Genomic DNA, 12,585 nt, shown 5'->3' on the forward strand with positions numbered 1-12,585 from the left:
AAGATATCTTTGATGAGTACCCACACAGATTGATTAGGTTTAGAAAAGTTAAGAGACGATATTGGGTCTGTAGCTCAGCTGGTTAGAGCGCTCGCCTGATAAGCGGGAGGTCGGTGGTTCAAGTCCACTCAGACCCACCAATATCGACCTAGATGGGGCTATAGCTCAGCTGGGAGAGCGCCTGCCTTGCACGCAGGAGGTCTGCGGTTCGATCCCGCATAGCTCCACCATCTTTAAGTATTCTCTTAAGAGAGTCTTTAAAAATGGTTCATTTTATTGAATCAAGCTCTTTAACAATTTGGAAAGCTGACTGATTGATTACTTACGAGTAATTCAATCAAATTTAAAAGTTCTCAATGTTTATCTTTATTGATAAACACAACAAACACATTCAAGTGTCTTGGCTTTTTGTCTTCACTTTTTAAAAGTGGAAATAAAGAGTGATTCAAACTTAGTTTGAATCGAAATTGAGTCCGGCAAACAGTCATTGAGAATTAACCCTTCTTAATGACAACCAAAAACCTTGGTTAGTTGCCATACACTAAGACCCTTTCGGGTTGTATGGTTAAGTGACTAAGCGTACACGGTGGATGCCTTGGCAGTCAGAGGCGATGAAAGGCGTAATAACTTGCGATAAGCCCAGATTAGGTAGTAATAACCTTTTGAGTCTGGGATTCCTGAATGGGGAAACCCACTTACATAAGTAAGTATCCTGTTGTGAATACATAGCAACAGGAGGCAAACCGGGGGAACTGAAACATCTAAGTACCCCGAGGAAGAGAAATCAACCGAGATTCCGAAAGTAGCGGCGAGCGAAATTGGATTAGCCCTTAAGCTTTTAATGATGCAGGTGAAGAGTCTGGAAAGTCTCGCAGTAAAGGGTGATAGCCCCGTAACCGACACATCATAATCAGTGAAAACGAGTAGGGCGGGACACGTGATATCCTGTCTGAATATGGGGGGACCATCCTCCAAGGCTAAATACTACTGACTGACCGATAGTGAACCAGTACCGTGAGGGAAAGGCGAAAAGAACCCCTGTGAGGGGAGTGAAATAGAACCTGAAACCGTGTACGTACAAGCAGTAGGAGCACCTTCGTGGTGTGACTGCGTACCTTTTGTATAATGGGTCAGCGACTTAATTTTAGTAGCAAGGTTAACCGTTTAGGGGAGCCGTAGGGAAACCGAGTCTTAACTGGGCGTACAGTTGCTAGGATTAGACCCGAAACCAGGTGATCTAGCCATGGGCAGGTTGAAGGTTGAGTAACATCAACTGGAGGACCGAACCGACTAATGTTGAAAAATTAGCGGATGACTTGTGGCTAGGGGTGAAAGGCCAATCAAACCTGGAGATAGCTGGTTCTCCCCGAAAGCTATTTAGGTAGCGCCTCGGACGAATACTACTGGGGGTAGAGCACTGTTAAGGCTAGGGGGTCATCCCGACTTACCAACCCTTTGCAAACTCCGAATACCAGTAAGTACTATCCGGGAGACACACGGCGGGTGCTAACGTCCGTCGTGGAGAGGGAAACAACCCAGACCGCCAGCTAAGGTCCCAAAGTATAGCTAAGTGGGAAACGATGTGGGAAGGCTCAGACAGCCAGGATGTTGGCTTAGAAGCAGCCATCATTTAAAGAAAGCGTAATAGCTCACTGGTCGAGTCGGCCTGCGCGGAAGATGTAACGGGGCTAAGCTATACACCGAAGCTGCGGCTACGTACCTTAGGGTATGTGGGGTAGGGGAGCGTTCTGTAAGCCGTTGAAGGTGGTCTGTAAGGGCTGCTGGAGGTATCAGAAGTGCGAATGCTGACATGAGTAACGATAAAGGGAGTGAAAAACTCCCTCGCCGGAAGACCAAGGGTTCCTGTCCAACGTTAATCGGGGCAGGGTAAGTCGACTCCTAAGGCGAGGCCGAAAGGCGTAGTCGATGGGAAACGGGTTAATATTCCCGTACTTCTTACAATTGCGATGGGGGGACGGAGAAGGCTAGGTGGGCCTGGCGACGGTTGTCCAGGTTCAAGTACGTAGGCGGGTGGTTTAGGTAAATCCGGACCGCTATTAACGCTGAGATACGATGTCGAGCTACTACGGTAGTGAAGTCATTGATGCCATGCTTCCAGGAAAAGCCTCTAAGCTTCAGATTGTAAGGAATCGTACCCCAAACCGACACAGGTGGTCGGGTAGAGAATACCAAGGCGCTTGAGAGAACTCGGGTGAAGGAACTAGGCAAAATGGTACCGTAACTTCGGGAGAAGGTACGCTCTTATCAGTGAAGTCCCTTGCGGATGGAGCAGACGAGAGTCGCAGATACCAGGTGGCTGCAACTGTTTATTAAAAACACAGCACTGTGCAAAATCGTAAGATGACGTATACGGTGTGACGCCTGCCCGGTGCCGGAAGGTTAATTGATGGGGTTAGACTTCGGTCGAAGCTCTTGATCGAAGCCCCGGTAAACGGCGGCCGTAACTATAACGGTCCTAAGGTAGCGAAATTCCTTGTCGGGTAAGTTCCGACCTGCACGAATGGCGTAATGATGGCCACGCTGTCTCCACCCGAGACTCAGTGAAATTGAAATCGCTGTGAAGATGCAGTGTACCCGCGGCTAGACGGAAAGACCCCGTGAACCTTTACTACAGCTTGGCACTGAACATTGAACCTACATGTGTAGGATAGGTGGGAGACTTTGAAACCGCGTCGCTAGATGTGGTGGAGTCGTCCTTGAAATACCACCCTTGTAGTTTTGATGTTCTAACGTTGGTCCCTGAATCGGGATTACGGACAGTGCCTGGTGGGTAGTTTGACTGGGGCGGTCTCCTCCCAAAGAGTAACGGAGGAGCACGAAGGTGGGCTAAACACGGTTGGACATCGTGTGGTTAGTGCAATGGCATAAGCCCGCTTGACTGCGAGAATGACAATTCGAGCAGGTGCGAAAGCAGGTCATAGTGATCCGGTGGTTCTGAATGGAAGGGCCATCGCTCAACGGATAAAAGGTACTCCGGGGATAACAGGCTGATACCGCCCAAGAGTTCATATCGACGGCGGTGTTTGGCACCTCGATGTCGGCTCATCACATCCTGGGGCTGAAGTCGGTCCCAAGGGTATGGCTGTTCGCCATTTAAAGTGGTACGCGAGCTGGGTTTAGAACGTCGTGAGACAGTTCGGTCCCTATCTGCCGTGGGCGTTGGAAAATTGAAAGGGGCTGCTCCTAGTACGAGAGGACCGGAGTGGACGAACCTCTGGTGTTCGGGTTGTCATGCCAATGGCATTGCCCGGTAGCTAAGTTCGGAATCGATAACCGCTGAAAGCATCTAAGCGGGAAGCGAGCCTTGAGATGAGTTTTCCCTGACGCTATAAGCGTCCTAAAGGGTTGTCGTAGACTACGACGTTGATAGGCAGGGTGTGTAAGTGCTGCGAGGCATTGAGCTAACCTGTACTAATTGCCCGTGAGGCTTAACCATACAACACCCAAGGGGTTTTGTGGACTCAAAGAAAGACCAGACCTTGAATGAGTTTGAAAGAGACTTTTAAATCAGTTTTCCAGATTATTTTGCCTTCAGTTTTTAAAAAAGCTGAAAGTAAAAGCAAAATTTGCTTGGCGACCATAGCATTGTGGACCCACCTGATTCCATGCCGAACTCAGAAGTGAAACACAATAGCGCCGATGGTAGTGTGGGGCTTCCCCATGTGAGAGTAGGACATCGCCAGGCTTTAATTTCGACTTTGTCTACAAAGTAGACAAGTCACCATAGAGTTCTAAGTTTTCTTAGTATTTTATGTTGACTTTCAAAGTAGAAAGCGTATTATACGCGTCCTGCTTAAGTGCTAAGGCACTGAAAGCGTTCTCTTTTTAGAGAACAAGCTCTTTAACAATTTAAACCTATCAATCTGTGTGGGCACTCGTTGATGAATATCAAAACGTTTTATCGTTAGATAAAACAGATTCTTCGGAATCAAAATTGATTTCAATGAACTGAGTGACCAATACGTTTAACTACTTGTAGTTATTCGGCACAGTCAATTCATTACCATTCTGTTGGAATGGTAATAGCTTTAAAATTACACTCTTTATTTATAAAGAATAGTTTTGAAGTCAGTATTCGTTGAGTCACACCTATTAATTTAGGTAATCAAAACTTTAAATTGAAGAGTTTGATCATGGCTCAGATTGAACGCTGGCGGCAGGCCTAACACATGCAAGTCGAGCGGAAACGACACTAACAATCCTTCGGGTGCGTTAATGGGCGTCGAGCGGCGGACGGGTGAGTAATGCCTAGGAAATTGCCTTGATGTGGGGGATAACCATTGGAAACGATGGCTAATACCGCATAATGCCTACGGGCCAAAGAGGGGGACCTTCGGGCCTCTCGCGTCAAGATATGCCTAGGTGGGATTAGCTAGTTGGTGAGGTAATGGCTCACCAAGGCGACGATCCCTAGCTGGTCTGAGAGGATGATCAGCCACACTGGAACTGAGACACGGTCCAGACTCCTACGGGAGGCAGCAGTGGGGAATATTGCACAATGGGCGAAAGCCTGATGCAGCCATGCCGCGTGTATGAAGAAGGCCTTCGGGTTGTAAAGTACTTTCAGTTGTGAGGAAGGGGGTAGCGTTAATAGCGCTATCTCTTGACGTTAGCAACAGAAGAAGCACCGGCTAACTCCGTGCCAGCAGCCGCGGTAATACGGAGGGTGCGAGCGTTAATCGGAATTACTGGGCGTAAAGCGCATGCAGGTGGTTCATTAAGTCAGATGTGAAAGCCCGGGGCTCAACCTCGGAACTGCATTTGAAACTGGTGAACTAGAGTACTGTAGAGGGGGGTAGAATTTCAGGTGTAGCGGTGAAATGCGTAGAGATCTGAAGGAATACCAGTGGCGAAGGCGGCCCCCTGGACAGATACTGACACTCAGATGCGAAAGCGTGGGGAGCAAACAGGATTAGATACCCTGGTAGTCCACGCCGTAAACGATGTCTACTTGGAGGTTGTGGCCTTGAGCCGTGGCTTTCGGAGCTAACGCGTTAAGTAGACCGCCTGGGGAGTACGGTCGCAAGATTAAAACTCAAATGAATTGACGGGGGCCCGCACAAGCGGTGGAGCATGTGGTTTAATTCGATGCAACGCGAAGAACCTTACCTACTCTTGACATCCAGAGAAGCCAGCGGAGACGCAGGTGTGCCTTCGGGAGCTCTGAGACAGGTGCTGCATGGCTGTCGTCAGCTCGTGTTGTGAAATGTTGGGTTAAGTCCCGCAACGAGCGCAACCCTTATCCTTGTTTGCCAGCGAGTAATGTCGGGAACTCCAGGGAGACTGCCGGTGATAAACCGGAGGAAGGTGGGGACGACGTCAAGTCATCATGGCCCTTACGAGTAGGGCTACACACGTGCTACAATGGCGCATACAGAGGGCAGCAAGCTAGCGATAGTGAGCGAATCCCAAAAAGTGCGTCGTAGTCCGGATTGGAGTCTGCAACTCGACTCCATGAAGTCGGAATCGCTAGTAATCGTGAATCAGAATGTCACGGTGAATACGTTCCCGGGCCTTGTACACACCGCCCGTCACACCATGGGAGTGGGCTGCAAAAGAAGTGGGTAGTTTAACCTTTCGGGGAGGACGCTCACCACTTTGTGGTTCATGACTGGGGTGAAGTCGTAACAAGGTAGCCCTAGGGGAACCTGGGGCTGGATCACCTCCTTATACGAAGATATACACGATGAGTGTCCACACAGATTGATTAGGTTTAGAAAAGCAAAGAGATGAAGAACTCCCAAGTTCTTCGAAGTTTGTTTCTACTTTTTAAAGTAGAGACGAATTGCAGTGTCCCGTTCGTCTAGAGGCCTAGGACACCGCCCTTTCACGGCGGTAACAGGGGTTCGACTCCCCTACGGGATACCATTGGGTCGTTAGCTCAGTTGGTAGAGCAGTTGACTTTTAATCAATTGGTCGCAGGTTCGAATCCTGCACGACCCACCATTCTTTCTCCGCGAAGGAATTAAAACTATCGTGGGCGATTAGCTCAGTTGGGAGAGCACCTGCCTTACAAGCAGGGGGTCACTGGTTCGAGCCCGGTATCGCCCACCATTCTCTAAATATTCTTGGAAGTTAAATATCCAAACCACTTCTTATGTCGTTGGTTGGATTTTTCGACTGTGAGAGTCTTTAGAAAATGAACTTCACAAGAAGTCTCATTGCTCTTTAACAATTTGGAAAGCTGACTGATTGATTACTTACGAGTAATTCAATCAAATTTAAAAGTTCTCAATGTTTATCTTTCATTAGATAAACACAACAAACACATTCAAGTGTCTTGTATTCGATTCAAACTTGTTTGAATCACAATTGAGTCCGGCAAACAGTCATTGAGAATTAACCCTTCTTAATGACAACCAAAAACCTTGGTTAGTTGCCATACGCTTATTTGTCTTCACTTTTTAAAGTGAAAGCAAATAGAAACCCTTTCGGGTTGTATGGTTAAGTGACTAAGCGTACACGGTGGATGCCTTGGCAGTCAGAGGCGATGAAAGGCGTAATAACTTGCGATAAGCCCAGATTAGGTAGTAATAACCTTTTGAGTCTGGGATTCCTGAATGGGGAAACCCACTTACATAAGTAAGTATCCTGTTGTGAATACATAGCAACAGGAGGCAAACCGGGGGAACTGAAACATCTAAGTACCCCGAGGAAGAGAAATCAACCGAGATTCCGAAAGTAGCGGCGAGCGAAATTGGATTAGCCCTTAAGCTTTTAATGATGCAGGTGAAGAGTCTGGAAAGTCTCGCAGTAAAGGGTGATAGCCCCGTAACCGACACATCATAATCAGTGAAAACGAGTAGGGCGGGACACGTGATATCCTGTCTGAATATGGGGGGACCATCCTCCAAGGCTAAATACTACTGACTGACCGATAGTGAACCAGTACCGTGAGGGAAAGGCGAAAAGAACCCCTGTGAGGGGAGTGAAATAGAACCTGAAACCGTGTACGTACAAGCAGTAGGAGCACCTTCGTGGTGTGACTGCGTACCTTTTGTATAATGGGTCAGCGACTTAATTTTAGTAGCAAGGTTAACCGTTTAGGGGAGCCGTAGGGAAACCGAGTCTTAACTGGGCGTACAGTTGCTAGGATTAGACCCGAAACCAGGTGATCTAGCCATGGGCAGGTTGAAGGTTGAGTAACATCAACTGGAGGACCGAACCGACTAATGTTGAAAAATTAGCGGATGACTTGTGGCTAGGGGTGAAAGGCCAATCAAACCTGGAGATAGCTGGTTCTCCCCGAAAGCTATTTAGGTAGCGCCTCGGACGAATACTACTGGGGGTAGAGCACTGTTAAGGCTAGGGGGTCATCCCGACTTACCAACCCTTTGCAAACTCCGAATACCAGTAAGTACTATCCGGGAGACACACGGCGGGTGCTAACGTCCGTCGTGGAGAGGGAAACAACCCAGACCGCCAGCTAAGGTCCCAAAGTATAGCTAAGTGGGAAACGATGTGGGAAGGCTCAGACAGCCAGGATGTTGGCTTAGAAGCAGCCATCATTTAAAGAAAGCGTAATAGCTCACTGGTCGAGTCGGCCTGCGCGGAAGATGTAACGGGGCTAAGCTATACACCGAAGCTGCGGCTACGTACCTTAGGGTATGTGGGGTAGGGGAGCGTTCTGTAAGCCGTTGAAGGTGGTCTGTAAGGGCTGCTGGAGGTATCAGAAGTGCGAATGCTGACATGAGTAACGATAAAGGGAGTGAAAAACTCCCTCGCCGGAAGACCAAGGGTTCCTGTCCAACGTTAATCGGGGCAGGGTAAGTCGACTCCTAAGGCGAGGCCGAAAGGCGTAGTCGATGGGAAACGGGTTAATATTCCCGTACTTCTTACAATTGCGATGGGGGGACGGAGAAGGCTAGGTGGGCCTGGCGACGGTTGTCCAGGTTCAAGTACGTAGGCGGGTGGTTTAGGTAAATCCGGACCGCTATTAACGCTGAGATACGATGTCGAGCTACTACGGTAGTGAAGTCATTGATGCCATGCTTCCAGGAAAAGCCTCTAAGCTTCAGATTGTAAGGAATCGTACCCCAAACCGACACAGGTGGTCGGGTAGAGAATACCAAGGCGCTTGAGAGAACTCGGGTGAAGGAACTAGGCAAAATGGTACCGTAACTTCGGGAGAAGGTACGCTCTTATCAGTGAAGTCCCTTGCGGATGGAGCAGACGAGAGTCGCAGATACCAGGTGGCTGCAACTGTTTATTAAAAACACAGCACTGTGCAAAATCGTAAGATGACGTATACGGTGTGACGCCTGCCCGGTGCCGGAAGGTTAATTGATGGGGTTAGACTTCGGTCGAAGCTCTTGATCGAAGCCCCGGTAAACGGCGGCCGTAACTATAACGGTCCTAAGGTAGCGAAATTCCTTGTCGGGTAAGTTCCGACCTGCACGAATGGCGTAATGATGGCCACGCTGTCTCCACCCGAGACTCAGTGAAATTGAAATCGCTGTGAAGATGCAGTGTACCCGCGGCTAGACGGAAAGACCCCGTGAACCTTTACTACAGCTTGGCACTGAACATTGAACCTACATGTGTAGGATAGGTGGGAGACTTTGAAACCGCGTCGCTAGATGTGGTGGAGTCGTCCTTGAAATACCACCCTTGTAGTTTTGATGTTCTAACGTTGGTCCCTGAATCGGGATTACGGACAGTGCCTGGTGGGTAGTTTGACTGGGGCGGTCTCCTCCCAAAGAGTAACGGAGGAGCACGAAGGTGGGCTAAACACGGTTGGACATCGTGTGGTTAGTGCAATGGCATAAGCCCGCTTGACTGCGAGAATGACAATTCGAGCAGGTGCGAAAGCAGGTCATAGTGATCCGGTGGTTCTGAATGGAAGGGCCATCGCTCAACGGATAAAAGGTACTCCGGGGATAACAGGCTGATACCGCCCAAGAGTTCATATCGACGGCGGTGTTTGGCACCTCGATGTCGGCTCATCACATCCTGGGGCTGAAGTCGGTCCCAAGGGTATGGCTGTTCGCCATTTAAAGTGGTACGCGAGCTGGGTTTAGAACGTCGTGAGACAGTTCGGTCCCTATCTGCCGTGGGCGTTGGAAAATTGAAAGGGGCTGCTCCTAGTACGAGAGGACCGGAGTGGACGAACCTCTGGTGTTCGGGTTGTCATGCCAATGGCATTGCCCGGTAGCTAAGTTCGGAATCGATAACCGCTGAAAGCATCTAAGCGGGAAGCGAGCCTTGAGATGAGTTTTCCCTGGCACTATAAGTGTCCTAAAGGGTTGTCGTAGACTACGACGTTGATAGGCAGGGTGTGTAAGTGCTGCGAGGCATTGAGCTAACCTGTACTAATTGCCCGTGAGGCTTAACCATACAACACCCAAGGGGTTTTGTGGACTCAAAGAAAGACCAGACCTTGAATGAGTTTGAAGAGACTTTTAAATACAGTTTTCCGAATTTTAAAATTTGCTTGGCGACCATAGCATTGTGGACCCACCTGATTCCATGCCGAACTCAGAAGTGAAACACAATAGCGCCGATGGTAGTGTGGGGCTTCCCCATGTGAGAGTAGGACATCGCCAGGCTTTAAATTTGAACACTTGTCAGCGACGACAAGTATTCCACTGCGGAGTGGTAGTTCAGTTGGTTAGAATACCGGCCTGTCACGCCGGGGGTCGCGGGTTCGAGTCCCGTCCACTCCGCCACTTATTAGAGAAGCCCTGCTAGCAATAGCAGGGCTTTTTTACATTTGAAGAAAAGTGTTTTGCTTATAGGTTATACCAATTAAAGTAAAAATGTGATCTAATTAAGATTGATGAATTATTGTGAAATTTAGCCATGGATAGCCTTAATAACACTGACTTCAAAAAGCTTGCGAGCCAGCAAAAAACCATTCAGATGAAGATGCGTTTACTTGCGCTCGCACACTTTAAAGATGGCCTCTCTCGTACACAAATTGCAAAATCTCTCAAAGTCAGTCGAACCAGTGTCAATAAATGGGTTCGGATTTTTTTGAAGAAGGCCTAGAAGGACTTCAAGAAAAACCTCGGACTGGTAGGCCTGCATACCTCACCGATGAGCAGCGGGCTCAACTCAGTGCCTTCATAAAAAAAGAAGCTGAATCACCTTCTGGTGGCCGCCTTGTTGGAAGCGATATACATGACTACATCGTTAAACACTTTGACAAGCACTACCACCCTAATTCCATCTACTATCTCCTCGACCACATGGGTTTTTCTTGGATAACTTCTCGTTCCAAACACCCTAAACAATCACAGCAAATACAGGACGATTTTAAAAAAATTCCAAATCGAAACGATCCTTAAGATCCCCGGCCATATTGGGCTAGAGAGTGTTGATGTCTGGTTTCAAGACGAAGCTAGGTTTGGTCAGCAGAACACAACAACACGTCTTTGGGCTACTCGTGGAACGAGACCTCGCGTAGTAAAACAGCAGCAATTTGAATACGCTTATTTGTTTGGCTCAGTGCGCCCATCGAGAGGGATTGGTGAGGCAATGGTCGTCCCTTGGGTTAACAAAGACATCATGATAAACCATCTAGAGCAGATATCTAAAGTCACAGAAAAAGACCGTCATTCAGTGGTAATAATGGATGGCGCAGGATGGCATACCGATGATATTGCTAACCCATTTGATAATGTCAGTATTATCAAATTGCCGCCATACTCACCAGAGCTTAACCCTATAGAGCAAGTGTGGAGTTGGTTAAGGCAACACTATCTAGCAAACCAAAACTTCATTGATTATAACGATATTGTTTCGAAGGTCTGTAGCGCTTGGAATGGATTTCTTGAGTGCAAAGATCGCGTCACAAAAATGTGTACAAGAGATTGGATTGACCTGATCAGTTAGTTTTCCGGATTGGTATTACTTCTAACTCTGGTAGTTAAGCTAAATAGAGCAGAGCACTAATCTGATTGTTTTACTATGTGAAATTCTCTATCGCGTACGTACTTCGCCCTAAGGAGTGAGACTTTATTGCTTGAATACGTAAAGGGTAATTGTCGATTATGTTCGTATTGGTACTCGTTTAGCTGCTATCTAAACCATACCTGATACACGTTGACTAAGGAAAAGGTAGGATGCTTAACACTTCAAGCTATCACACTCACTATGCATAAATAGAGATGTTGATTCGAAAGACCATCAAACAAACCTAAATAGCTATCTCGTAGATACAAAAACGCCTAGCGTTTGCTAGGCGTTGATAAATAGTGTCTCTAATACATCGACTACAGTATTTGCTTAAGCACCCTATCGGCTTTCACACGAGTGATCTTACGAATCAACTTCTGAACTTCCATCGGGTAGCTCTCTACCTTGTCTAACTGCTTATAAGTACAGATAAGCTGAGTGTGTTGAAGGATGTTATCCACTTCAGCCTGAAACTTGTCTGTTAGGTGATGGTAGTTATCTTGGATAAAGATACCGTTCTCTAGATCCAACTTCCATGCGCGTGGATTTAGATTATTACCTGTTAGTAGCATGTAGCGCTTATCTACCCAAATGCCCTTTAGGTGGAAGCTATTGGAATCGTGTTGCCAAAGTCGAATTGATAGATTACGGCTAGCAATATGAGCTTCATTCGCTTTAGCGAAACGGCGTAAGTTCAGTTCGTAAAGGTATGGCAAACCACCAATCGTTTTAAACTCTTCTTCTGGTGAGATAAAGAAATCATTCGCTGTCTTATCACCAACAACAATGCTGACCTTTACGCCACGCTTAAGTGCTTTCTTCACTTCTTTAGCTAGGCTAGGTGGGAAGTTGAAGTAAGGTGTGCAGATGAAGATTTCATCTTTAGCTTGAGCGACGAGTTGGTTGATTCCCTGATTCAGACGGTTACGTCTTTTACCGATACCAACCAATGGTGTTACAGCCACTTGCTCTGCTGAAACCTCTTGCCCTTCGAATTGATACTGAGACCTTGCCAATGATGCTCGAAACTGACGAATCGCTGGTTTCAGTTCTTTGGTCGCAGGCTTGTTCTTATCAGCCAGGTCATAAACAGCGCTGTCCGCAACCATCTGTTCGTGTACGTAGGCAAACATTGAGTCAGCAAGAGCTGCATTGTTTAAAACATGGTAACGATCAAAGCGATAGCGGTCATGGTAATTCAGATAGATATTGTTAAGGCTTGCACCGCTGTATATCACGCTATCATCGACGATAAAGCCTTTTAAGTGCAATACGCCAAAGACTTCTTTGCCGCGAACGGGAATGCCATAGACAGGCACAGAATGTTGATATTTCTCTGCGAACTCTTTATACATGGCTGCATTGCCTTCAGAAGACTCTGCGCCAATCAATCCACGCTGCGCCCGGTGCCAATCGACACAAACGCTCACGTCTAATTCTGGATTCTTTTGCTTTGCTTCATATAAGGCAGTTAGGATCTCACGGCCAGCCTCATCATCTTCAAGATACAAAGCGACTAAACTAATACGAGTCGTTGCGCGAGATATTTCATCAAGTAGGCGAGTTCGAAACTCTTGCGCTGATAGTAGTACTTCAAACTTGTCAGGATTCTGCGCTATGGTTGGCAACTGTATGAATGGATTCCTACTGGCAATCATATTGACT

1 protein-coding gene, 6 tRNA genes, 5 rRNA genes and 1 pseudogene are annotated in these 12,585 nt (G+C 47.4%); 12 read left to right on the forward strand and 1 reads right to left on the reverse strand.

Annotation, left to right across the window (positions count from 1 at the left end):
- The first annotated feature begins 63 nt into the window (after positions 1–63).
- From LMH68_RS08765 to LMH68_RS08820, 12 genes and pseudogenes are all read left to right on the forward strand, one after another.
- Positions 64–140, forward strand: a tRNA-Ile gene (locus LMH68_RS08765).
- A 14-nt stretch (positions 141–154) separates the two neighbouring features.
- A tRNA-Ala gene (locus LMH68_RS08770) sits at positions 155–230 on the forward strand.
- A gap of 333 nt (positions 231–563) precedes the next feature.
- A 23S ribosomal RNA gene (locus LMH68_RS08775) occupies positions 564–3,457 on the forward strand.
- A 133-nt stretch (positions 3,458–3,590) separates the two neighbouring features.
- A 5S ribosomal RNA gene (gene rrf, locus LMH68_RS08780) occupies positions 3,591–3,706 on the forward strand.
- 430 nt (positions 3,707–4,136) lie between these two features.
- Positions 4,137–5,691: ribosomal RNA gene (locus LMH68_RS08785) — 16S ribosomal RNA — on the forward strand.
- Positions 5,692–5,813: 122 nt separating this feature from the next.
- Positions 5,814–5,889 (forward strand) — tRNA-Glu (locus tag LMH68_RS08790).
- A 2-nt stretch (positions 5,890–5,891) separates the two neighbouring features.
- Positions 5,892–5,967: transfer RNA gene (locus tag LMH68_RS08795), tRNA-Lys, on the forward strand.
- Between the two features lie 32 nt (positions 5,968–5,999).
- Positions 6,000–6,075: transfer RNA gene (locus tag LMH68_RS08800), tRNA-Val, on the forward strand.
- A 388-nt stretch (positions 6,076–6,463) separates the two neighbouring features.
- Positions 6,464–9,357: ribosomal RNA gene (locus tag LMH68_RS08805) — 23S ribosomal RNA — on the forward strand.
- Between the two features lie 96 nt (positions 9,358–9,453).
- Positions 9,454–9,569, forward strand: a 5S ribosomal RNA gene (rrf, locus tag LMH68_RS08810).
- Together the 16S, 23S and 5S rRNA genes with 6 tRNA genes alongside form the textbook arrangement of a ribosomal RNA operon.
- 43 nt (positions 9,570–9,612) lie before the next feature.
- Positions 9,613–9,689, forward strand: a tRNA-Asp gene (locus tag LMH68_RS08815).
- Positions 9,690–9,822: 133 nt separating this feature from the next.
- Positions 9,823–10,857: pseudogene (locus LMH68_RS08820) on the forward strand (IS630 family transposase).
- Between the two features lie 380 nt (positions 10,858–11,237).
- Here the strand turns inward: LMH68_RS08820 and pssA are convergent.
- On the reverse strand, positions 11,238–12,578 hold the full coding sequence (pssA, locus tag LMH68_RS08825; RefSeq protein ID WP_029235079.1) for a CDP-diacylglycerol--serine O-phosphatidyltransferase: 1,341 nt from the start codon (positions 12,576–12,578) through the stop codon (positions 11,238–11,240).
- Between the last annotated feature and the right edge of the window lie 7 nt (positions 12,579–12,585).

Source organism: Vibrio sp. F13, assembly GCF_020806305.2.
Classification (GTDB): Bacteria; Pseudomonadota; Gammaproteobacteria; order Enterobacterales; family Vibrionaceae; genus Vibrio; species Vibrio crassostreae_C.